We start from the raw sequence: 22,733 nt of genomic DNA, 5'->3' as shown, positions 1-22,733 counted from the left end.
GTACCATCTTCTCTCAGTACATGTCCGAAGACGAGGCGCACAGCAGTGAGCCAATCGACTACGACGGTGGACAGGCGACGACTGCCCAGAGTCCGTCGACCAAACCCGTCCGTGTCGGACACGTCACCGACACGCCAGTCGTGCCAGAGACGGTAGACCTCTCGGACACGTCGCTGTATCTCAACCGCGAACTGAGCGAACTCTCCTTCCACGAACGCGTGCTCAACGAAGCGCTGGACGAGCGCAACCCGTTGTTCGAGCGTGTCAAGTTCCTCTCGATTCTCACCTCGAACCTCGACGAGTTCTTCATGAAACGCGTCGGCGGGTTGAAACAGCAAATCGCCGCCGACGTGACGGAACTCTCGCCCGACGGCCGAACTCCACGCGAGCAGTGGACGCTCGTCTTGGAACGCGCCCGCGACCTCCTCGACCAGCAAACGGCTTGCTTCCGTGACCTCGTGCGACCCGCACTCGCAGACGCCGGCATCGACATCGTCGCGTACGACGCACTCACCCCGGACGAACAGGCCGTTCTCCGAGATTACTTCGAGGTGTCGGTCCTCCCGACGCTCACGCCGCTCACGTTCGACCCTGCCCACCCGTTCCCGTTCATCTCGAACCTCTCGCTATCGCTCGCCGTACTCACGCGAGAACACGACGACGCACCGACGAAGTTCTCTCGCGTGAAGGTTCCGGGCAACCGACCGCGACTGGTCGACGTGGACGACCTCGTCGGTGGTGAGAGTGGTACCAACGTCGCCACGGACACCGACCGAACTGACGACGCCACTACGCGATTCGTTCCACTCGCGCGCGTCATCGAGCACAACCTCGACTTGCTGTTCCCGAACGTCGAAATCCTCGACACGTCGACGTTCCGCGTGACGCGCAACGCCGAAGTCCGGCGGAACGAAGAGGTCGCAGAGGGCCTCATCGAGATGATAGAGGACGTCCTTCGCCAGCGTCGCTTCGCGACAGTCGTCCGTCTGGAGGTCGAAGACGACACGCCGGACGCGGTCCGCGACCTCCTCGTCGAACAACTCGGCCTCGACGACAGGGAAGTGTTCGAGCGAGAGATTCCCCTCGACTTCACGGGGTTGACGACGCTGTTCGACCTCGACCGGCCGGAACTCGAAGTCGATTCGTGGCACCCGCAACCCCATCCGCGATTCGTCGGCCTCTCTGCGGACGACCCAGACGCCCTCTTCGCCGAGATTGCACGCAAAGACGTGCTCGTCCACCACCCGTATCACTCCTTTACCGGGACGGTCGGAACGTTCCTCGGCGCGGCGGCGAACGACCCGTCGGTCCTCGCAATCAAGGCGACCATCTACCGGACCGCGCCCGACTCAGAGGTCATCGAGACACTCATCGAAGCGGCGAGCAACGGCATTCAGGTCGCCGTGATGGTCGAACTCAAAGCGCGATTCGACGAGGAGAACAACCTGCGGTGGGTCCGTCGTCTCGAAGAAGAGGGTATTCACGTCGCTTACGGGACCATCGGCCTGAAGACGCACACGAAGACGGCCCTCGTCGTCCGCGAAGAGAACGACGGCGTCCAACTCTACTCACACGTCGCGACTGGGAACTACCACTCCCAGACGGCCAAACTCTACACCGACCTCGGTCTGTTCACCGCCGACCCGGACATCGGCCACGACCTGGTTCGCTTGTTCAACTTCTTCACCGGCCACTCCCGACACGAGACGTATCGCAAACTCCTCGTCGCGCCGACCAACCTCCGCGAGGAGATGACTCGACTCGTCCGCCGGGAGGCAGACCACGCCCGCGCCGGACGCGACGCCCGCATCGTCGCCAAGATGAACTCACTCGAAGACCCCGAGATGGTCCGTGAACTCTACGAAGCGTCGATGGCCGGCGTCGACATCGACCTCGTGGTTCGCGGCATCTGTCGTCTCAGACCGGGTATCGAAGGTATCTCCGAGACCATCTCGGTGTCGAGCGTGGTCGGCCGGTTCCTCGAACACTCGCGCATCTTCTACTTCGAGAACGCCGGCGACCCCGACTACTACGTCGGGTCGGCCGACTGGATGACGCGCAATCTCGACCGCCGGGTGGAAGCCATCACGCCCGTCGAGGACTCGTCGCTCCGGGCCGAACTGGACGTCGTGCTCGAAGCACTCCTCTCCGACAACCGGCGTCGGTGGGTGATGGACGCCGAGGGTCGCTACCAGCAACTTCGGCCCGTCGACGATGCACGCGAAGTCGAGGCACACACCGTGCTGATGAACCGGGCGTTGGCGGAGACGTACCGGTCGAAGAACGGCGACCACGAGCCGTAGCGTGGCCGACGCGACTGGCTCGGATTTTTAGTTGGTCAGAAGACATATTCTGGTCCGCTTCGCAGACGAGTCTATGAACCCTCCTCGCCCTCGAAGACGTATCCTCCAACTCACTGGCGTCGCTCTCGCCTCCGGAATCGGTCTCGCAGGGTGCCTCGCCGAAGCGCCGACTGGTGACTCGACCACCTCGACGCCCGCTAAGACGACCGAAGCCCAGACTGCAACACCAGCATCCGAGACGGAAGTCCCACTCGCGGACGTCTCAGACGACGACGCCAAAGCACGAGCACTCGCCGCCGAAGAGGCCTATCTCGAAGCGCAACTTCAGAACGCCACCTGTCTCTTGAGTTGGGGCACGACGCCGACGACAGCGAGCAAAGAAGCGATGGTCGTCGAACGCTCTGCTGACGGCATCATCGTGGACGTGACGCATCCATACTGGTACGGCAAAGAGAACGAAGAAGCGGACTCGGTCTCGGAGGCGTTCTACCTCGTGACCGAGACGAGTGTCGAACGCACCAGTGGCAGCGACGTCTCTCCGTGTTGACCCGAACAGCGTCCCGCCGAAAAATAGTCGACCTCAGGCGCTCGGTTGAATCCGAGCGAGGACGTCGCCGCGTGTGAACTCGCCGCCTTCTGCGACGAGTATCTCAGTGACGGTTCCGTTCGTCGGTGCCGTCACGTCGATGCTCACTTTCTCGACTTGCATCTCGCCGATGGTCTCGCCTTCGTCCACGGCGGAGCCTTCGCGGACGAACCAGTTGGCGAGGTAGCCCTCGTCTACGTCGTCCGCGTCGTCGGGCCAGACGGACGCCGAATCGACGTCGATGGCGTCCGTCATGCGCGTCCCCCGTTTGGTTCCGACGCACCCTTCATTCGTGGAGTTCGCGGATGGCCGCCGCGATGTCGTCGGTGCCGGGGTTGACTTCGTCTTCCAGTGAGCGAGCGTATGGAATCGGCACGTCCGGGATGGCGAGGCGCTTGACCGCCGAGAGGTCGTCGAGTGCGCCTTCCGCCGCGCGGGCGATGATTTCGCCAGTCACCCCGAACGACTGGTAGTCCTCGTCGACGACGAGGAGTTTACCGGTCTTGCGGACCGAATCGAGGATGGTCTCGGTGTCGAGTGGGACGAGTGTTCGCAGGTCGACGACTTCGGCGTCGATGCCGTCGTCTTCGAGTTGACTCGCCGCGTCGAGTGCTCGGTGGACGTGCAGGCCGAGGGTGACGACGGTCACGTCGCTCCCGTGGCGCTTGATGTCCGCTTCACCGAACGGAATCGTGTAGTCTTCTTCCGGGACGCCCGTCTTCGGGCCCGGCGGCGACGGCATCCATCCGAGACCCATCAGGCGCTTGTGGAACATGTAGACGACCGGGTCGTCGTCGCGGATGGCACTGTGCATCAGGCCCTTGGCGTCGTAGGCGGTGCTCGGGACGACGACTTTCATACCCGGGAGGTGGGCGAAGGTCCCGTACAGCGTCTGGGAGTGCTGACCGGCGTCGTTGTAGGTGCCGCCGACGGCGGTGGTCAACACCATCGGGACGGAGAACGACCCACCGCTCATGTAGGTGTTCTTCGCCATGTTGTTGTAGATTTGGTCCATGGCGACGCCGAAGAAGTCGACGAACATTAGTTCCGCAATCGGCCGCATCCCGGCCTGTGCCGCCCCGACGGCGGCACCGAGGTAGGCCGTCTCGCTGATGGGCACGTCCATCACGCGGTCACGCCCGAACTCGTCTAAGAGGCCGGTCGTACTGGAGAAGATACCGCCGTAGTCGGCGACGTCTTCGCCCATGTAGAACACCTCTTCGTTCTCGCGCATCTCCCACGCGATGGCTTCGACCATCGCACGACTCATGGTCAGTTCGCGGTCCGTCTCTGTCGCTTCCGTGTAGTCTCGTGATTCAGTCGCCATTATCGGTCACCTCCCTCGTCGCCGTCGGACGACGCATCCGACGTGTTCGCACCACCGTCAGTCGCCGTCTGTGCTGGCGGGTTCGTAAAGACGTTCTCGTACGCCGTCGACGGGTCTGGTTCCGGTTGCTCTTTGGCCCACGCGATAGCCTCGTCGACCCGTTCGTGTGCGCGTTCTCGAATCTCGTCGAGTTCGTCGTCTTCCACGCCGTGTGCTCGCAGGTCGTCGGCGAGTCGCTCGATAGAGTCGCGCTGTTTGGCGCGTTCGATGTCCGCTTCGGGCCGGTACGCTTCGGCGTCACCCATGAAGTGCCCCATCCGACGGTGCACCTGTACTTCGATGAGCGACGGTCCGTTGCCGTCGCGAGCACGCATGATGGCTTTTTCGGCCGCCTCGTAGACGGCGACAGCGTCGTCTGAGTCGACTCGCTCGCCGGGCATGTCGAATCCCCACGCTCGCCGAGAACCATCTTCCACGTCGGTCACGCGGTCTTTCGGCATACTAATCGCCCAGTCGTTGTCCTCGATGACGAAGACGACCGGAAGGTCCTGAACCGCCGCGAGGTTGAGTGATTCGAGGAACCCGCCTTGGTCGATTGCACCCTCGCCGAGGAACGCGACGGCCACCGAGTCCGTGTTTCGCTTCTTCGCCGCCATCGCCGCACCGACTGCTGGCGGGCACCCCTGCGCGATGATGCCCGAACACGCGAAGTTTACGTCTGGGTCGAACAGGTGCATGTGCCCCCCTTTCCCGCGGCACAGTCCCGTCTCGCGGCCGAATATCTCGGCGGTCATCTTCTTTAGGTCGACTCCCTTCGCGATGGCGATGTGGTGCGGTCGGTGCGGTGCCGTCACCGTATCGTCGTCTCGAAGGTGGATACAGACACCAGCACCAGAGGACTCGTGTCCTGCGGCGAGGTGTAGTTCACCGGGAATCGGGCCGGCCGAAATGTCGAACGCCGGTTGTTTGCCGACCAGATACTCCTCCTGTAATCGCTCTTCGTAGTACCGAGCAGTCACCATCTGCTCGTACATCGTCTGCATCTCGGTAACACTCACCATATGCTTCTGAGAGTACACGACATATTCTATTAACATTAATTGTGAAATACCCGAACGTCTGTCCTCCTGAAAATACCAAAATCACCGCCTACAGGGGCGCTACCGTACAGAAATAAGTCAGTCGGCGACGAATCTCTTCGTATGGCTGACACGAACCCGAAACCGGTCACGATACCCGCCGACGGCGTCGAACTCGAAGGTGACCTCGGGATTCCCGAGGGGGCATCGGGCCTCGTCGTCTTCGCGCACGGCAGTGGAAGCAGTCGAAAGAGTCCACGGAACAACTACGTCGCAGACGTCATCCGCGAACACGGCGTCGGAACGCTCCTGTTCGACCTCTTGACCGAAGAAGAAGACCAGACCTACGAGACACGGTTCGACATTCCGTTGCTGGTAGAGCGACTCCTCTCGGCGACCGAATGGCTTCGGAGCCGAGACGACACGCGCGACCTGAAGATTGGCTACTTCGGGTCCAGCACGGGCGCGGCGGCGGCACTGCTCGCGGCGGCAGAACTCGGTGACCAGACCGACGCCGTCGTCTCGCGGGGAGGCCGCGTCGACCTCGCCAAAGAACGTCTCTCGGAGGTCACCGCACCGACGCTGTTCGTCGTCGGTGGCGCGGACGAACCCGTCCTCAGTCTCAACCGTGACGCGTACGAAAAACTCGACTGCGAGAAGTCACTGGAGGTAATTCCGGGTGCAGGTCACCTGTTCGAAGGCCCGGGACAACTGGAGGACGTCGCCGACCTCGCGGCCGACTGGTTCGAGACGCACCTCGGGTGAGGTGAGACCCACTCGCCCCTCCCAACGTTCACCGGGAGAACTTGAGGTCTTTCTCCGGATTCTCGGCGACGACCCACCAGCGAACGTCTTCTTTCGGGTGTCGCTTTTCCACGTGTGTTTTCAGTTTGTCGCCGGTGTCGAAGTCCTTTCCACAGAGGTTACAACGGTGGTGTCGCTTGGTCATGTCTGCATATACGGCCGCCAACAGAATGAAACTAGGCTGGTCGACGGCCCTGTGTGGCCAGCGACGAACAGACCGCACGCTGCAGGGTCGAAAGTGTCGGCGGGGAGAACCCGTACCAGTACGTTTAGGGAGACTTGCTGGATACGTGCTGTCACGATGTCTGAATCAGACCCCTCGGACCTCGACGAATCGGTTCGAGAGGCAGTCGAGCGGTCCCGGAGTGGTGCGCCAGCGGTCGGGTCGGTCGTCCGCGACCGATTCTCGTCCGACGAGGTGTTTCAGCGCATCGTTGCGGCCGCCGACGAAGAGATAACCTCCGGGGCGCGAGAACTGTTCTTCAGCGCGCTCGCTGCTGGGTTCGCAATCACGATTACCTTTCTGTTGTACGTTTCGCTGACGGCCTCGACCGACAGCGACCCGGTGTTGAGTGCACTCCTGTATCCGCTTGGATTCGTGTACATCATCATCGGTGGCTATCAGCTCTACACCGAGAACACACTCCCACCGGTCGCGCTGACACTCGAGCGACTGGCGAGTATCCCGGCGCTCTTGCGGAACTGGGTCGTCGTCCTGAGCGGGAACCTGCTCGGTGGGACACTCGGCGCGGCGGCGCTCGCGTTTGGGGGCGTTCTCTCTCCCGAAGCATCGAACGCCGCACTCAAAATCGCCCAGAAAGGTGTCGAGACGCCGTGGTGGAGCCTCTTTTTCAAAGCGGCGTTCGCCGGACTCATCGTCGCCGGTGTCGTCTGGGTAACCTTCGCCGCTCGTGACACCATCACGCGTCTCGCCGTCGTTTACATGGCGTTTCTAGCGGTCCCGCTGGGTGGGCTCTTCCACGTCGTCGTCTCGTTCACCGAGATGATGTATCTCGTGTTGAACGGCCGCCTGTCGTTCCTCGTGGGCCTCAACGAGTTCGTAGTTCCGGTGTTGCTGGGCAACACGTTCGGGGGCGTCGTCTTGGTGACGATTGTCAACTACTTCCAGACGACCGAGAATCGCCTCGAATCCGCTCGGTTCGAGGGGGCGAAACGCCAGCTTTCGCTTCGTGAGTGGGTCCTCGGCGGACTCGTTGGTCGGTCGTACGTCCCACTCATCGAGACCGAAGACGAACACGGCGACAACGGCGACGCCTTCCGCGTGGTCGTTCCTATCTCGAATCCACGAACCGAATCACACGTCGTCGAACTCGCCTGCATGGTGGCGAAAGGCCGGGAGAATGCCATCGTCGACATCGTCCACGTGGTGCAGGTTCCGACCCGAATTTCACAGCGGTACGGAGCCGCACAGAACGAGAAGATAATCGGCAAGTCGAACGAGTTGCTCGAAAGCGCACGCGAGCGGACGGCCGGATACGACATCGACGCACGAACGTCGACGGTCGTCTCTCACCGGTCGTTCGAAGAGATATTCACCGTCGTCCGCCGCAAAGACGCCGACCTGGTGGTCATGGGATGGGGTAACGACCGAATTTGGGCGAAGGGGCGCGCAGAACGCGGGATGAGTGAGTTGACGAGCCGTCTCCCCTGTGACTTCCTCGTGCTCAACGACGGCGGATACGACACGAGCCGACTCCTCATCCCGACTGTCGACAGTCCACACGCAGACCTCAGCGCAGAGGTCGCCCGTGCGCTTCAAACGACCACGGGGTCGGAGGTGACGCTCCTCCACGTTGTCGACTCTCCAGCCGAGCGAGAGCGCGGCGAGGCGTTCCTCTCGAACTGGGCCGAGAACCACGGCCTCACGGACGCCAGGCTTCTGGTCGACGACTCCGGCAACATCGAACAGGCCATCGCTCGGGAAGCCCGGGACCACTCGATGACACTCATCGGGGCGACCGAACGGGGGCTTCTCACTCGCCTCTTGACCGACTCGCTCCACCTCGACGTCGTCAACGAAACCGACCACTCGGTGCTGCTCGTCGAGCGCGCCACCGACCGACCCCTCATCAAGCGTCTCTTCGGGCGCTGAGCGGGACAGTCGACAGCCTGACGTCGACTGAAACGCGTTCCTGTCCACTTTTGTAATCGGCCCCACAACGAATCCACATGACCGACTCCGAACGAATCACTGTGTACTCGGACTACGTGTGTCCGTTTTGCTACCTTGGCCGCCAATCCCTCGCTCGTTATCAAGAAAGCAGAGACGAAGAACTCGACATCGACTGGCACCCGTTCGACCTACGAAGCCAGAAGCGTAACCCAGACGGGAGTATCGACTTCTCGGTGGACGACGGGAAGGACGAGGACTACTACGAGCAGGCGAAACAGGGAGTTCGTCGCCTGCAAAACCGGTACGACGTCGAGATGAAACAGGAGATTGCGACCGACGTCGACTCGCTGCCGGCGCAACTCGTCTCGTACTACCTGAAGGAACACGCTGACTACGAGACGTGGTTGGCGTTCGATGAGTCAGTCTTCGAGGCACTCTGGCAGCATGGTAAGGACATCGGAGACACCGAATTGCTAGTCGAACTTGCTGAATCTGTGGGTGTTGATGGCGAAGAAGTTGAATCCGCGCTGAATGACGAGACACTTCGAAGTGAGGTTCGTGAAAAGTTCGGCGAGGCACAACAACATGGAGTTACCGGCGTTCCGACGTTCGCGTACGAAGGCTATGCTGCACGAGGTGCAGTCCCCCCGGAGCAGTTAGAACGGCTTGTCGACGGCGTGTGAGAACGTCCGGTCGAGTAGATAATTATTTGTTAAGTCAGTAAGATGTTTGGCTCCCTAGAATATGGTGCGGTTGACTCGTCGGAAACTAGTCCAGAGACTCTTCGCGGGTGGAACCGCCGCACTTGCGAGGTGTTCGTCTGCATTCTCCGAGTTCTCGAAACGAACCACGGAGCTACGAAGACCCACCGGGTTGAACCGTACTAGCAGATTTCAGCCGAGGTGACAGAACGAGCAGACGCAATCCGCGTAGACAGTGATGCTGTCCACTTCAGAGTCAGCCATACACACTCGTATCGAGCACGATTACAAAAACGAATTACTTGGCTGTGCGTCGGGCACGAGTGACCGTCGGTTCGGTGGGCCCGTCCGTCACTCAGGCAGTCGTTTCTTCTTCGAGTATCTGGCAGATTGCCACTTCCATCTCTTCGAACTCCGAGAACTCGAGTTCGTCAGTAGTCACGATGACGCCGTGGTCGCCGACGACGGCCCGGCCGACGAACCCGTCCGAAAACACGCGAAGCGTGAACTCGTACTCGCCAAATTCTGGCCCTTCGGTCCCTTCACTGTCCGTTCCGGCCGTGCCGTAGGTCTCCTGTGGGCCGAACGCCGCCCGCTCGTTTTCGACGAGGGCACCCTTCGCCGACCGAATCTTCGCTTCGTCGCCGCCGTAGAGGTCCTGTCGAATGTAGAGCGTCTCGAAGTCGTCACGGGTGAAGTACACCACACTCCGAAGGGAGTCGCCGAGCGTGGTGCGGACCGTCGAGACGATGGCGTCTGTGAAGGTCTGTGAAACGTCAATGGATGAACTTGTCATGTCCCTCCATAGCACTCGGCAGTATATGGCTATCTCGCCGCCTTCACGGGTTCAGACTGGTTGATTCTGGAATTATCCGACGCCGGTCACGCGAGCCGAAACCGGGTCTCGGTCAGCGTCTCCGAAATCTCCCAGAGTCGCGCTGCCGTCTCCTGGTCTCTCGCCCGGTCGCTCGGTTCTGCTCGACCCGGTGACCCTCGCATGTCGAAGAGACCCTGCGGGCCGACGTAGTCGCCGCTCTCGACGGACGGTTCTACCGCGGCGTAGACCAGCGGGAGCGACCCCATCTCAGCAGACTGGGCGAAGACGGCGTTCGCGAGTTTGCTCAGCCACAACCGAGCGTTCGACCCGGTCTCCGAGGGGCCACGGAGTTGTAAGTTCGTCGCGGCGTATCCGGGGTGTGCACCGACGCTCACGACGTCGTCGATACCCGAGGCGGTCAGGCGGCGGTCGAGTTCGAACGCGAACAACAGGTTGGCGAGTTTGCTCTGGGCGTACGCGTCCCACTCGTCGTAGCCGCGTTCGCCGTGGAGGTCGTCGAAGTTCATCCGACCGCGTTCGTGGAGTCCACTCGACACCGTGACGATGCGCGTCTCGCCCGGCGTGTCGCGGAGGTGCGCGAACAATCTGGCGGTCAGCACGAAGTGACCGAGGTGGTTCACGCCCAACTGCATCTCGAAGCCCTGTTCGGTCTCCTGTCGCGGAATCGCCATCACGCCGGCGTTGTTGCAGAGGACGTGAAGCGACCCGTGGTCGTCGGCGAACTCGTCGGCGAAGCGGTGAACCGAATCGAGGTCTGCGAGGTCGAGTTCGGCGACTGTCAGCGACGCCGCCGGCACGTCGCGCCGGATATCTGCCATCGCCCGTTCGCCTCTGTCGAGGCTTCGACAGGCCATGACGACGTGCGCACCCTTCTCGGCGAACAGTTTCGTCGCCTCGAAGCCGATGCCACTGTTCGCGCCGGTGACGACGGCAGTCTTCCCCGAGAGGTCAGGTACGTCGTCGGCAGTCCAGTCGCTCATGTCACGTGAGAGGGCGCGGAGCGAAAAAACCGTGGTGGCGACTCGCGTTCGGTGCCGAACAGACTACCGAGACGCCGTACTCGTCTGCATCCCGTCGGAGTTGAACGCCGACCCGAATCCATCGTCGCCGAGGAGGATGATTCCTGCCGACGACCCCGTGAGTTCACCGAACTCCTCCATCGCGAGGTCTGCGGCAGTCTGTGCGTCTCGGCCGTGTTCGAGGTGGCGAACTGCCCGGCGAGCGAGCGTCACGCGGGCGATATCCTCACCCGCGCCGGTCGTCGACGCGGCACCTGCGGGCGCGGCGTAGAACCCGGAGCCAATCTGCGGCACGTCGCCGACGCGTCCGGCGAGTGCGAACCACCGGCCGCCGGTCGAAGTCGCGGACGCGAACGTCTCCCCGTCGGTTGCGACGGCACCGACTGTATCGTGGCCGGGCAAGTCGGCCGACTGCAACTGCCCGTCACTCGCCTCTGCGGTGGGGTCGCTCGTACTGCCGCCGAATCGGTCGGCAAGCCAATCGAGGTGTTCCCGTGGTGACCCGTCCGGTGCATCGGCGGCCTCCCAGCGCTCGCGTGTCTCGTCGGTGAACAGGTCGACACCGGTTTCGACGCCCACGTCGGCCGCGAAATCGACCGCGGGGTCGCCCGCCAACAAGACGTGCGGTGTGTCTTCGAGGACGGCGCGAGCGACAGAGACGGCGTGTTCGACGCCCTCCATCCCGGCCGCAGCACCGACCCGTCGGTCACTCGTCATCACGCCAGCGTCGGTTCGGACGACGCCGTCGGATTGCACCGCGCCACCGACACCTGCGTTGAACCGACGGTCTGATTCGAGGACCCGGACAGCGGTTTCGACCGCCGAAAGCGGGTCAGACTCCGTGACCCCGCGGTTCGCAGCGTCGTCGAGGACGGCCTGTCGTGGTTCGGGTTCGTCGGGGACGCCACCGGCACCGCCGTGCAGGATAATTCGCATACGTACGCGCACTCGTACGCCGTGGGTAAACGTATCGAATACCCACGAAAGACGGAGATATTTGCGGAACGAGCGGGAGAACGGCAGGACTTTTACACCCCAATGAAAACCCCTGATTGTTCATGAGTTACGACCAGATCGAGGTTCCTGAAGACGGCGAGAAAATCACGTTTGACGAGGAGACAGGCGAACTCTCTGTCCCCGACAACCCGATTATTCCAATCATCCACGGCGACGGAATCGGAACGGACGTCGGTCCGGCCGCACAGAAGGTTCTCGACGCTGCCGCAGAAGCAACGGGTCGCTCTGTATCCTGGATGCGCGTCTACGCCGGCGCATCTGCCCGCGACAAGTACGACGAGAACCTCCCAGTCGACACCGTCAGCGCCATCCGCGACCACCGCGTCGCCATCAAGGGCCCGCTCACGACGCCCGTCGGCGCAGGCTTCCGCTCGCTGAACGTCGCGCTCCGCAAGAAGCTCGACCTCTACGCGAACGTCCGCCCGACCTACCACCTCGACGGTGTCCCGTCGCCCGTCAAGAACCCTTCGGCGATGGACATGGTCACGTTCCGTGAGAACACCGAAGACGTCTACGCCGGCATCGAGTGGGAAGCCGGTACCGACGACGTCCAGAAGGTCAAGGAGTTCGTCGAAGAGGAGATGGGCTACGACGACGTCATCCACGACGGCCCGGTCGGCATCGGCATCAAGCCCATCACCGAGTTCGGGACGAAGCGTCTCGTCCGCGAAGCAATCGAGTACGCCCTCGAAAACGACCGTGACTCCGTCACGCTCGTCCACAAGGGCAACATCATGAAGTTCACCGAGGGTGCCTTCCGTGACTGGGGCTACGAACTCGCTGCAGAGGAGTTCGGCGACGTCACCATCACCGAGGACGAACTCTGGGAAGAGTACGACGGCGAGAAGCCCGAGGACAAGGTTGTCGTCAAGGACCGCATCGCCGACAACATGCTCCAGCAGCTCCTCACCCGCACCGCCGACTACGACGTCATCGCGACGATGAACCTCAACGGCGACTACATGTCCGACGCCGCCGGCGCACAGATTGGTGGTCTCGGCATCGCACCCGGTGCGAACTTCGGTGAAGGTCTCTGTCTCGCTGAACCCGTCCACGGTTCCGCCCCCAAGTACGCCGGTCAGGACAAGGTCAACCCGACCGCGATGATTCTCTCCGGCCGTCTCATGTTCGAGTACATGGGCTGGAAGGACGCCGGCAAACTCATCCGCGACGCCGTCGAGAAGACCATCTCCGAAGGCGACGTCACGTACGACCTCCACCGCCAGATCGAAGGCGGTACCAAACTCGCCACGAGCGAGTACGCCGACAAGGTCGTCGAGAACATTCACGAGTTAGCCTGAGCTAACTCTTTGTGCGCTCGGAAATCGTAGATTTCCGAGAACATCAACGAACTCGCGTAAACGAGTTCGCGTAAACAAATCTTCCTCTCACCGGGGCCACCCGGCCTCGACTATCTCTTCTTTCGACTGCCCGAAGAGCGACTGCTCACCGCCGTAACAGGTCGAACAACGGCCGAACGAGTCCGAAGACGAACGCGCCGGCGGTGTCGGCGACGATGTCGACGCCCGTGTCTTCGAGATAGTACGCCATCGACCACTCGACCCAGAAGTCGGTGAAGAGTCGCTCGTACACCTCGAACCACGTGCCGATGGCAGCGACGGCCATCGGGAGGACCACGAGTAAGGCGACAGGCGACCGGAGCAATCTCGGCTTGAAGACGTACAGCAGTGCTGCGACGCCGAACCCTGAGGCGGCGTGGACGAAGATGTCCCACCACCAAATCTTCGTGTAGAGGTACAACGCCATGCTCACGAAGTGAGTGAGGGTGACTGCGACGCCCCACGTGGCGACGATAGCCATCTCCCGCGGACGTTCTTCCCAGCGCGGTGCTACCATCTGCTCCCACGTCTGTCTCAGCATTCGAGGCAGGTGGGGCGCAGAGCGCTGTTCAGGGAGTCTGGTATCCGCCGTGGTGGGCAGGTGCTGTACGGTTCCATATTGGGTGATGGTGAATCGGGAATATGTACGTTATTCCCCGCGAGAAACAGGTTTTCGGTTAATTTAACGCAGAGCCGTAGAGGAGAGAGCGTCACCGTCGCGACGGGGCGTCGTCGTCGGGCGAACGAGCGTCGTCGTCGCGCGAACAGGTGTCGTCGGCAGAGCGAACTGACGTATCACCGCCGTCAGACCGAATGTTCGCGTGAGTACTCGGTGGTTGGGACTCGGGTCGATACTGCGTCTCGCTCGTGAACCGAACGATGCCGTCGACGAGGACGACGAACGCGAGGGCACCGAGGACATCGACCACGAGGTCGGTGGCGGTGTCTTCGAGGTAGTACGCCGCCGACCACCCGTACCAGAAGTCCTTGAACAGGTACTCGTACAGTTCGAAGCCTGCGCCGATGGCGAAGATGATGCCGGCGACGACGACTGGGGCGCGATTCCCGTCGAACGTCCGCGGGAAGACGAGGAACAACACGCCAGCGACGCCGAACCCAGAGAGGGAGTGCGTCAGCAGGTCCCACCACCAAATCTGCGTGTAGATGCCGTAGGCCAGCCCACCGAAGTGAAGCACACTGACGAAGAGTGCCCACAGGCCGACGAACGCCCAGAGCCACGGCTCTCGCGAGAGCGAAACTCGGCTCATCGCCGCCTGTGACGCACCGTCGTCAGCAGGTCGTTCGGCAGGCTGGACGCTATCCATGGTCGATATACGCGGGGGGAGGGCATAGTTAGGGACTTCTGTCGGTCAGATAGTTACAACCTATTGATAAATGCTTTCTCCCTCACAGTGGTGTGAGTGTGACACTCACGAGCACAGAGGACAGTCGCCCGTGGGTCGAATTTGTGTCTGTTCGTCAGTCCATCCACGGGGGGTTGTCTCGGGGGGGAGAGAACACGTCGATGCCGATTACCGTCTCGTCGCCACGGTTCTCTGCACCGTGCGGTTCGCCACCCGCGAGCGAGTACGAGTCGCCGGGGCCGACGACGATTTCCTCACCGTCGTCGCCCGCGACGAAAGTCAACTCGCCAGCGACGATGTAGCCGACCTGTTCGTGCGGATGGTCGTGGACTGGTACCGACGCGCCGGGTTCGATACGGAAGTGCTGAACGTTCATCTCGTCGCCACCAGCGAGGAGTGCGAGATACACGTCGTCCGCTGCCTCGCTTGGTTCAACGTCGTCGATGGAGATACGGTCCATGGTGACATCCCACCCGCTCGTGAGATAAAACCGACGGGCACAGCACAGTCACACCCCCGAACGTTCAAATCAGATGACGGGCAACTCACGGGTATGTACGCGGTGGTCGGGTGTACGGACTGTGCGAACATGTGGTTGCTCTCGAACCCACGGGAGTCGAAGACGGCGACGTGTCCGCGGTGCGGCACGCGACACCAGACGAAGAAGCTTCGGCGGTTCTTCGAGTCGGAAGACCGCGACGCTGCGAGACAGGCACGGTCAGCGCTCTTGGCGAAGAAACACGGCGACAGCGAGGCGTTCGCGCAGGTGGCACACGTCTCGGAACTCGACAGACAGGTCGACGAGTCGGGTATCGACGACCGGGAGTACCTCGAAGGGTCGGGACTCGACGCCGACGAAGTGTTCGACGCTGGCGAACAGGCGAAACACGGACGCGCCGCGTCGTCGGGGTCGGTAGACCGCGTGACTGCCGTCAAAGACGCAGTTCGGAACGGCGACAGACCGACCGAAGACGAAATCGTGGCCGCGGTGACAGAACAGGGTGTCCCGGACGAGAAAGCCCGCGACGTCCTGGAGAAACTTCGCCGCCGTGGCGAGGTGTCCGAGTCGGGCGGCCGGTATCGTCTGCTCTGAACACGCGGGTTCGACGTCCGTCTCAGAGGTATCCGAGGAGTTTCGCGATTGTGAGCGCCGACGCGACGACACCGAGTGCCAACTTCAGGAGTCGCAGACCTAGCGCGAGACGCCGCACGTCGTGGTCGTCGTCCGATTCGGGGTCGATACTGGAGGTGAGTTCCGACATGGGTTGGGGTTGGGAGTGTGGACGCGCCCGCAGGTGCTCACCGGCGGACGCCTGTGAATCTACCAGCGAGAGTGGATTAAAATCGAGCCACGAGTGCAGAGTGAAAGTAAACGCAGAACCACACGACAGTATCGTCGCTCGAGTGGTTGCTTCCGCACGATTCCGGGCGAACAGTGCGTGAGAAAGCGGGTGAAAGTGAACGCGGGCCGTCGCTGGCACGTGCAGTCTTCGTCGTGAGAGGAAGTCGCCCCATTGCCGACCGCGCCCGACGAGACGAGTCTACTGGAGTTCGTCGAAGGAGCCGACCTCGTCCCAGCACGTGCACTCGAGGTCGTCCAGTGAGGTAACTTCGTCTGGAAGGTCCGTAATCGGGATGGTCGAACCTGCTTCCTCGCACCCCCGCATGTGGACACTGAAATCAGCACTCGACATGGTAAACATACTCCAGACTCACCCGGGTAAATATATAAACTACCCCAATATTCTGAGGGTGTGAAAATCGTTCGCAAGTCGGACAGCTAGGACCGAGACACCCCGGGAGACTGAGACGCTCACAGTAGCGCCCCAATCCGGCGACAGTGGTTCGTCGCTCTCCCGGTTTCCCGATTACCGACCGAGTTTGGCGTGGGCACTGGAGAGGTGCCGCGACGCGAGCGCAGAGAGGAGCGAGAGTTCGCCGGCGAGTGACCCGACGGCGATGCACTCGGCGAGCGCGTCGGCGTTCGACCCCGCAGGGTCGCCACCGCCACGGATGCCGAGGATGTCGAGGCCTTCGGCCTGCGTGGGCAGTTTCGTCCCGCCGCCGATGGTTCCGACTTCGAGCGACGCGAGCGACACCGAGACGTACAGGTCGCCGTCTTGTACCTCGGCCGTCGTGATGGCGTTCGCGCCTTCGACGACCTGTGCTTCGTCCTGCCCCGTGGCGAGGAACATCGCGGCCACGACGTTGGCGACGTGGGCGTTGAAGCCGAGACTCGCGGCCTTCGCCGACCCAACGAGGTTCTTGCGTGTGTTGAGTTCGGCGATGGCCTCGGGCGTGGTGTGGAGTCGTTCTTCGACGACGTCGCGCGGGATGCGAACGTCGGCGGTGACGCTCCGACCACGACCCTCGACGGCGTTGATGGCGGCGGGTTTCTTGTCGGTACAGAGGTTGCCCGAGAGGGCGACGAGCGACCCGGTGGTCTCGGATTCGACCACGTCACAGGCCGCTTCGGTGGCGATGGTGACCATGTTCATCCCCATCGCGTCTTTCGAATCGTATCGGAACCGCAGGTAGACGGAGTTCCCGACGACGTACGGCGTCACGTCGAGGAGTTCGCCGTGATTCGTCGTCTCCTCGGCGGCCTCCTTCAGCGCCTCGAAGTTGTCGCGCGTCCACGAGACGAGTGCTTCGGCCTCGGCTACGTCGGCGACGCGGAAGACTGGCGCACGGGTCATCCCGGACTTGAGGACGCGAGCGGTCGCACCGCCGGCACTGTTGATGACCGAGCATCCGCGGTTGACGGACGCGAGGAGTGCGCCTTCGGTCGTCGCGAGCGGGAGGTACTTCTCCTCGGAGACAGCGGCCCCATTCACGGTGACGGGACCGGCGACACCCAGTGGGACCTGGATAGTTCCGACCATGTTCTCGATGGCCGTCTCTGCCTCTTCGGCGGGGAAGCCGTAGTTGCCGACGGTGTCGAGTGACGCACCCGACTGCTCTTCGACGAGGAGGCGGCGTGCTTCGGCGGCGACGTCGGCGTCGGCGTGTGCTTCGAGTTCGTGGAGGCGGAGTTCGCCCTCCCGAACGCGGTCGGCGAGGGACGCGGCGTCTGTCATGCTCCGACGTTTCCCGCGCCGGCCCTAACGGTTTCCGGTTTTTCGGGCATCCAGGTCGGCCTCCGTCGGTCGCTCTCCATCCCGAACGATTTTGGCCTCCCGCGTCGGGGTCGAAGGTATGACTGCGGCAGCGGACCTCGTACTGACGAACGCGGCGGTACACACCCTCGAATCACCGGACGAGACGCACGAAGCGGTCGCCATCCGCGACGGTGAAATCGTCCGTGTCGGCCGCGCGTACGACGTGGAACTCCTCGCCGGCGTCGAGACACAGGTGGTCGATTGTGAGGGCCGCGTCGTCCTCCCCGGATTCGTCGACGCCCACACGCACCTCCCGATGGTCGGCCGGTCACTCGTCCACGCCGACCTCTCGAAGGCAGACTCGGTCGCCGATGCGGTCTCCCTGCTCGAAGACCGCGCGGCAGAAGCCGACGACGGGGAGTGGATTCTCGGATTTGGCTACGACGAAAGCACGTGGGACGAGTCGCGCTACCTCACCCGCGACGACCTCGACGCCGTCTCCGAAACCGTTCCCGTCGTCGCCTTCCGCGAAGACCTCCACACTGCCGGCGTGAACTCCGTCGTCCTCGACAGGTACGGCGACCAGATGGCGGACGAAGGCGTCCAGACAGACAGTGACGACGGAGACGGCGACCCGACGGGCGTCGTCGTCGAAGAGGCCGTCGACGTGCTCTGGGACGCGACCGAACCCGACCGAGACGAGATGACGGAACTCGTCCGCGCCGCACAGGAGTACGCCACCGCCCGGGGCGTCACCGGCGTCCACGACATGGTTCGTGGGTCTCGCGCCCCCGAAGTCTATCGTGACCTCGCCGAGGCAGGCGAGTTGGACCTCCGCGTCCGAATCAACTACTGGTCTGACCACTTCGCGTCTCTCCACGAAGTCGGCCTCCGGACGAACCACGGCGACGGACTCGTCCAGACTGGTGCCATCAAGACGTTCACCGACGGCAGTTTCGGCGGTCGAACCGCCAAAGTCACCGAACCGTACGCAGACGCACCCAACGAGACGGGACAGTGGGTCGTCGCGCCCGGCGAACTCCACGAACTCGTCGCCGAGGCAGACGACGCAGGCTACCAACTTACGGCACACGCCATCGGCGACGAGGCAATCGACACCGTCCTCGACGCCTACGCGGAGACGGACGACCCCGGCGCTGCACGCCACCGTGTCGAACACGTCGAACTCGCCTCCGACGAGGCACTCGACCGATTCGCAGAGACGGGCGTCGTCGCCTCCGTGCAACCGAACTTCCTGAAGTGGGCCGGCGAAGACGGCCTCTACGACGCACGACTCGGGGACCGACGCCTCCAGACGAACCGCTACCGTGACCTCCTCGACGCCGGTGTGAACCTCGCGTTCGGCAGTGACTGTATGCCGCTCGGACCACTCCTCGGCATCGACCTCGCCACCGACCACCCGAACCCCGAGCAGTCGCTCACGGTCACCGAAGCGCTCCGGGCGTACACCTCGGGCGGGGCCTACGCCGGGTTCGACGAGGACAGGCAGGGAATCATCGCGCCGGGGTACGCTGCCGACCTCGTCGTCCTCGACGAGTCGCCGTGGGAGTCGGAGTCGATTCGCGACATCGACGTCGCGATGACCATCGTCGACGGACGCGTCGTCTTCGAGGCACGCGACTGAATGCAGACGGGTCTCCGCTCGCCAGTCGCCAAATACTACGCCTACAAGACCACGCAGTTCGTCTCCTTCACGGCCGCCATCTGGATTCTGTTCGTCCGGTCACGCGGCCTCTCGTTCGCCGAGGTAGGCGCACTCAACAGCGTCTGGTGGCTTGCCCTCGTCGCCAGCGAGATTCCGACGGGATACGTCGGGGACCGACTCGGCCGTCGCTCGGCGATGGCGCTCGGAACGGCAATCATCGCCGTCTCGACAGTCGCGATGGGCCTCTCGTCCACGTTTCTTCAGTTCGCCATCGTCTACGGAACGTGGGCAGTCGGTGAGACGTTCCGCTCCGGGAGCGACGACGCGTGGCTCTACGACCTACTCGGCGAGACGGACGAGACACAGGAGTTCGCGAACGTCCGCGGGAGAGCGACCGGTGTCGGCCTCGCAATCGGCGCGGTGACCACACTCGCAGGCGGTGTCATCGCCGACGCGACGAACTACTCGGTTCCATTCTTCGCCACGGCAGTCGTCACCGCACTCGGGATTCCGATTCTCCTCTCGGTCCCCGAGACAGGGAACAGCGGGGACGAGTTCACCCCGAAGAGAGCTCTTCGCGTCATCCGCGAGAAACTGACGCGCCCACCCCTCCGAGGCTTCGTGGTCTACTTCGCGCTCCTCTTCGGCGTCGTCAACATGGCGTACATCTTCGACCAGCCAATCGTCCGCGACGTGGCACTCGGGCTGGGCGTCCCCGAGTCGGCGACGAATACGGCGGTGAGCGCCTCCTACGCCGTCTTCTCGCTCGCTGCCGCCGCCGCGAGTTACCGTGCTGGGTGGATTCGTGACCGAATCGGGATTCGGCGGTGGTTCCTCCTCGCACCCATCCTCGTCGCACTCGCGTTCGGGTCGCTCCCGCTTTTCGGTCCGCTTGCCTTCCCCGCGTTCGTCGTCGCGCGCGCCGTCACGAACTCGTCTGTCGTCCTCGGGAACCAGTACGTCAACGACCGGGTCGATTCCGTCGGCCGCGCGACGGTTCTTTCGGCCGCTGGAATGCTCTACTCGCTCGCTGTCGTCCCGTTCGAACTCGCCGGTGGCGTCGTCGCCGACGCCGTCTCACCGACTGGTGCACTCGCCGCGTTCGGCGGGGTCCTCCTCGTCGGGTCTGCGGTGTTGTGGACGGTCGAACGGCCAGTGTGACGTTGGCTACTCCAGACAATCACCGACTCTCCCGCGACGAAGGGAAAACCCCTTACTCCCGGTCGTCGCACTCGCGGGCAATGGGCTTCTTCGACGACCTCCACGACCGCATCGAGAAGGTAAACAGCGTCGTCTCGGTCGGCCTCGACGCCGACATCGACCGCATCCCCGACCACCTCCTCGACAAGGACCTCCCGCGATGGGCGTTCAACCGACGCATCATCGACGCGACCCACGAACACGCGGCGGCGTACAAGCCGAACGCGGCGTTCTACGAAGACGCCGACGGGTGGCGTTCCCTCCGCGAGACAATCGCCTACGCACACGGGAAAGGCGTCCCCGTCCTCCTCGACGCCAAACGCGCCGACATCGGCAACACGACCCGTAAATACTCCGAGATGCTCGAGTACGCGGACGCCATCACCGTCAATCCCTACATGGGCCGCGACTCCATCCAACCGTTCCTCGACCGGGAGGACAAGGGCGTGTTCGTCCTCTGTCGAACCTCGAATCCCGGCGGGTCAGACCTCCAGTCCCTCGAACTCGCGTCGGGCGAACCGCTCTACGAACGCGTCGCGGCGCTCTGTGACCTCTGGAACGAACACGGGAACGTCGGCCTCGTCGTCGGCGCGACGGGTCCCGACGAGTTAGAACACATCCGCGAACAGGTTCCCGACCTCCCGTTCCTCGTCCCCGGCGTCGGCGCACAGGGTGGCGACGCGGAAGCGGCAGTCGAGTTCGGCCTCGCCGACGGCGTCGGCCTCGTGAACTCGTCGCGCGGCATCATCTTCGCCGGCGAGGGTCAAGACGAATACTTCGACAAGGCTGCCGGACAGGCGGCCAAGCGACTCAAGACCCGTCTCAACCAGTTCCGCTGAAGGACGTTCACCGTCGAGTTCTCGCCGATTCAGTCTACGAGTCCTTCGGAGCGGAGGTGTTCGAGTTGCGCTGCTCTCGTGTCGAACGTCCGACCACACACGTCACACACGAACCCATCGTCTCCGTCGTCGGTCGCCGAGTCGCTCATATCTGTGCCAACGTGGACTGGCCGTATCACCGTTTCCCGTGACTGTGTGGGACGTGTCGAACCCTGTGGTCCGCGGAGACTCGCATCCACACCAGCGAGACGTTTACTGGGATGCGCGCCATAGTACGGCCGTGGACCGGGACCGACTCGTCATGGGCCTCGCTGCGGTGTTCGCGGGTATCACCATGCTCCTCGTCGTGCTGGCGTTCGCGTACCGCCAGTTACTCATCCTGTTCGTCGCCGTCCCGTTCGGCGCGACGACGTACTTCATGTACTCCCACGTCAGCGGGCGGTTAGAGGAACGATTCCGTCGAACCCGTGTCCGAGCGAACACTGGCCGTGTGGGGTTCCAGTCGGAGCGGCGGCGGGCGAGTCGCCAAACGACCGGTGGATTCGGCGCGGGGCCCCGCGGCGACCCACGGCAGGGACCGGGTGCGGGGCGCTTTAGAGACGGTGGCGGGCAGAACCGCCGTCGACGTGAGTACCAGCGCGTACGCCCGCCCCGAAACGCCGTGAGCAAGCAAGAAGCACTCCAAACCCTCGGACTCGACGCCGACGCCACCGCCGCGGACGTAAAGCAGGCGTACCGAGAACGCGTCAAAGAGACGCACCCGGACTCGAAGACGGGAGACGAAGAGGCGTTCAAACGCGTCACGCGGGCCTACGAACGCCTTTCTGAGTGACTCCGGTCTGAAACGCCGCGCGACTCGGTGTGCCTCGTGACCTCCAGATAGCCCACTGATGGGTCTGTCGTCTCTGTTGAGTGATAGTAACATGGTAATCACTACCGCGGAAAGCGTTTTCACGGTTGGTTTCCTACGGCCGCCCATGAGCGCTGACCGGGCTCTCCTGAACGAGGCCCTCGAGCGCGGTGAGGAAGAAGGCGGCAACGTCGAGTTCAAAGAACGCCTCACCCGTGCCGTTCACTTGGCAGATGGTCGGATGGAGTCGCTCGCGGCCCAACTCCGACACAGAGTGCTCTCCGGTGACGGAGTCGCGACGTACGTCGTCGGCGTCACCGACGACGGTGGAATCGCCGGTATCTCGCCGGACGACTTCTCCGAGACGATGGACGTCCTCTCGTTGCTCGCCGAAGAGGCAGGTGCCCACATCGAAGACGTCGAGACGTGGGGCGTCGGCGAGAGCGCCGAACGCGGCCTCGTCGGCGTCGCGACCATCCGCGAAGGGGCGATGCTCGACGTGGACGACGACCACATCGTCGTCGGTACCGCCGGCCACGTCGACCACGGAAAGTCCACGCTCGTC

The 22,733-nt window shown here is 63.1% G+C and carries 24 protein-coding genes and 1 pseudogene; 12 read left to right on the top strand and 13 right to left on the bottom strand.

Annotated features, from left to right (window positions below):
• The first annotated feature begins 20 nt into the window (after positions 1–20).
• Both ppk1 and AUR66_RS08135 read left to right on the top strand, forming a co-directional pair.
• Positions 21–2,303 (top strand): polyphosphate kinase 1, encoded by a 2,283-nt coding sequence (gene ppk1 / locus AUR66_RS08140; protein ID WP_058571960.1) that lies wholly within the window; start codon positions 21–23, stop codon positions 2,301–2,303.
• A 73-nt stretch (positions 2,304–2,376) separates the two neighbouring features.
• The gene (locus tag AUR66_RS08135; protein WP_058571959.1) at positions 2,377–2,850 is read left to right on the top strand and encodes a hypothetical protein; all 474 of its coding nucleotides are present in this window, start codon (positions 2,377–2,379) and stop codon (positions 2,848–2,850) included.
• A gap of 33 nt (positions 2,851–2,883) precedes the next feature.
• Here AUR66_RS08135 and AUR66_RS08130 read toward each other — a convergent pair whose 3' ends face one another.
• The 3 genes from AUR66_RS08130 to AUR66_RS08120 are packed head-to-tail and all read right to left on the bottom strand — an operon-like array spanning position 2,884 to position 5,250.
• Positions 2,884–3,144: a lipoyl domain-containing protein gene (locus AUR66_RS08130; protein WP_058571958.1), complete on the bottom strand. Its 261-nt coding sequence runs from the start codon at positions 3,142–3,144 to the stop codon at positions 2,884–2,886.
• 31 nt (positions 3,145–3,175) lie between these two features.
• On the bottom strand, positions 3,176–4,216 hold the full coding sequence (locus AUR66_RS08125) for an alpha-ketoacid dehydrogenase subunit beta (protein ID WP_058571957.1): 1,041 nt from the start codon (positions 4,214–4,216) through the stop codon (positions 3,176–3,178).
• Entirely contained in the window at positions 4,216–5,250 is a 1,035-nt protein-coding gene (locus AUR66_RS08120; RefSeq protein ID WP_058571970.1) for a thiamine pyrophosphate-dependent dehydrogenase E1 component subunit alpha, read from the bottom strand. Before AUR66_RS08120 ends, AUR66_RS08125 begins: the two co-directional genes overlap by 1 nt.
• A gap of 168 nt (positions 5,251–5,418) precedes the next feature.
• Between AUR66_RS08120 and AUR66_RS08115 the strand changes: the two genes are divergently transcribed.
• The gene (locus tag AUR66_RS08115) at positions 5,419–6,060 is read left to right on the top strand and encodes a dienelactone hydrolase family protein (protein WP_058571956.1); all 642 of its coding nucleotides are present in this window, start codon (positions 5,419–5,421) and stop codon (positions 6,058–6,060) included.
• Positions 6,061–6,088: 28 nt separating this feature from the next.
• On the opposite strand, the gene AUR66_RS21860 is transcribed toward AUR66_RS08115, so the two are convergent.
• Positions 6,089–6,244, bottom strand: a complete 156-nt coding sequence (locus AUR66_RS21860; RefSeq protein ID WP_197409706.1) for a hypothetical protein — start codon at positions 6,242–6,244, stop codon at positions 6,089–6,091.
• A 156-nt stretch (positions 6,245–6,400) separates the two neighbouring features.
• On the opposite strand from AUR66_RS21860, the gene AUR66_RS08110 reads away from it, so the two are divergent.
• A complete protein-coding gene (locus tag AUR66_RS08110) occupies positions 6,401–8,212 on the top strand; it encodes a formate/nitrite transporter family protein (RefSeq protein ID WP_058571955.1) in 1,812 nt (603 codons plus the stop codon).
• 77 nt (positions 8,213–8,289) lie between these two features.
• Entirely contained in the window at positions 8,290–8,916 is a 627-nt protein-coding gene (locus AUR66_RS08105) for a DsbA family oxidoreductase (RefSeq protein WP_058571954.1), read from the top strand.
• A 373-nt stretch (positions 8,917–9,289) separates the two neighbouring features.
• Here AUR66_RS08105 and AUR66_RS08100 read toward each other — a convergent pair whose 3' ends face one another.
• The 3 genes from AUR66_RS08100 to AUR66_RS08090 all read right to left on the bottom strand — a co-directional run bounded on the left by AUR66_RS08100 (position 9,290) and on the right by AUR66_RS08090 (position 11,727).
• Positions 9,290–9,730, bottom strand: a complete 441-nt coding sequence (locus AUR66_RS08100; RefSeq protein WP_058571953.1) for a DUF7522 family protein — start codon at positions 9,728–9,730, stop codon at positions 9,290–9,292.
• A gap of 86 nt (positions 9,731–9,816) precedes the next feature.
• A complete protein-coding gene (locus AUR66_RS08095; RefSeq protein WP_058571952.1) occupies positions 9,817–10,752 on the bottom strand; it encodes an oxidoreductase in 936 nt (311 codons plus the stop codon).
• A gap of 63 nt (positions 10,753–10,815) precedes the next feature.
• Entirely contained in the window at positions 10,816–11,727 is a 912-nt protein-coding gene (locus AUR66_RS08090; RefSeq protein WP_058571951.1) for an isoaspartyl peptidase/L-asparaginase, read from the bottom strand.
• Between the two features lie 122 nt (positions 11,728–11,849).
• Here AUR66_RS08090 and icd point away from each other — a divergent pair, with 122 nt between their 5' ends.
• The gene (icd, locus tag AUR66_RS08085; RefSeq protein WP_058571950.1) at positions 11,850–13,109 is read left to right on the top strand and encodes an isocitrate dehydrogenase (NADP(+)); all 1,260 of its coding nucleotides are present in this window, start codon (positions 11,850–11,852) and stop codon (positions 13,107–13,109) included.
• 145 nt (positions 13,110–13,254) lie between these two features.
• Here the strand turns inward: icd and AUR66_RS08080 are convergent, their stop codons facing one another.
• From AUR66_RS08080 to AUR66_RS08070, 3 genes are all read right to left on the bottom strand, one after another.
• A complete protein-coding gene (locus AUR66_RS08080; RefSeq protein WP_058571949.1) occupies positions 13,255–13,689 on the bottom strand; it encodes a hypothetical protein in 435 nt (144 codons plus the stop codon).
• A gap of 169 nt (positions 13,690–13,858) precedes the next feature.
• Positions 13,859–14,416 (bottom strand): hypothetical protein, encoded by a 558-nt coding sequence (locus tag AUR66_RS08075; RefSeq protein WP_058571969.1) that lies wholly within the window; start codon positions 14,414–14,416, stop codon positions 13,859–13,861.
• 211 nt (positions 14,417–14,627) lie between these two features.
• Positions 14,628–14,972: a cupin domain-containing protein gene (locus tag AUR66_RS08070; RefSeq protein ID WP_058571948.1), complete on the bottom strand. Its 345-nt coding sequence runs from the start codon at positions 14,970–14,972 to the stop codon at positions 14,628–14,630.
• Positions 14,973–15,065: 93 nt separating this feature from the next.
• Here AUR66_RS08070 and AUR66_RS08065 point away from each other — a divergent pair, with 93 nt between their 5' ends.
• A complete protein-coding gene (locus tag AUR66_RS08065) occupies positions 15,066–15,605 on the top strand; it encodes a DUF5817 domain-containing protein (protein ID WP_058571947.1) in 540 nt (179 codons plus the stop codon).
• A gap of 22 nt (positions 15,606–15,627) precedes the next feature.
• On the opposite strand, the gene AUR66_RS21160 is transcribed toward AUR66_RS08065, so the two are convergent.
• The 3 genes from AUR66_RS21160 to hmgA all read right to left on the bottom strand — a co-directional run bounded on the left by AUR66_RS21160 (position 15,628) and on the right by hmgA (position 17,592).
• A complete protein-coding gene (locus AUR66_RS21160; RefSeq protein ID WP_157533029.1) occupies positions 15,628–15,774 on the bottom strand; it encodes a hypothetical protein in 147 nt (48 codons plus the stop codon).
• A gap of 279 nt (positions 15,775–16,053) precedes the next feature.
• Entirely contained in the window at positions 16,054–16,206 is a 153-nt protein-coding gene (locus tag AUR66_RS21855; protein ID WP_197409707.1) for a hypothetical protein, read from the bottom strand.
• 174 nt (positions 16,207–16,380) lie between these two features.
• A complete protein-coding gene (gene hmgA, locus AUR66_RS08060; RefSeq protein ID WP_058571946.1) occupies positions 16,381–17,592 on the bottom strand; it encodes a hydroxymethylglutaryl-CoA reductase (NADPH) in 1,212 nt (403 codons plus the stop codon).
• A gap of 118 nt (positions 17,593–17,710) precedes the next feature.
• Between hmgA and AUR66_RS08055 the strand changes: the two genes are divergently transcribed.
• From AUR66_RS08055 to AUR66_RS08035, 5 genes and pseudogenes are all read left to right on the top strand, one after another.
• A complete protein-coding gene (locus AUR66_RS08055) occupies positions 17,711–19,258 on the top strand; it encodes an amidohydrolase (RefSeq protein ID WP_058571945.1) in 1,548 nt (515 codons plus the stop codon).
• On the top strand, positions 19,259–20,440 hold the full coding sequence (locus AUR66_RS08050) for an MFS transporter (protein WP_058571944.1): 1,182 nt from the start codon (positions 19,259–19,261) through the stop codon (positions 20,438–20,440).
• 80 nt (positions 20,441–20,520) lie between these two features.
• The gene (pyrF, locus tag AUR66_RS08045; protein ID WP_058571943.1) at positions 20,521–21,318 is read left to right on the top strand and encodes an orotidine-5'-phosphate decarboxylase; all 798 of its coding nucleotides are present in this window, start codon (positions 20,521–20,523) and stop codon (positions 21,316–21,318) included.
• 280 nt (positions 21,319–21,598) lie between these two features.
• On the top strand, positions 21,599–22,150 hold the full coding sequence (locus AUR66_RS08040) for a J domain-containing protein (protein ID WP_058571942.1): 552 nt from the start codon (positions 21,599–21,601) through the stop codon (positions 22,148–22,150).
• A gap of 145 nt (positions 22,151–22,295) precedes the next feature.
• Positions 22,296–22,733 (top strand): annotated as a pseudogene (locus AUR66_RS08035) (GTP-binding protein); the annotation flags it as partial.

This window comes from Haloferax profundi, from assembly GCF_001469865.1.
Taxonomy (GTDB): Archaea; Halobacteriota; Halobacteria; order Halobacteriales; family Haloferacaceae; genus Haloferax; species Haloferax profundi.
Note: the sequence above shows the minus strand (reverse complement) of the source record. Positions and strands in the feature narration are given on the sequence as shown.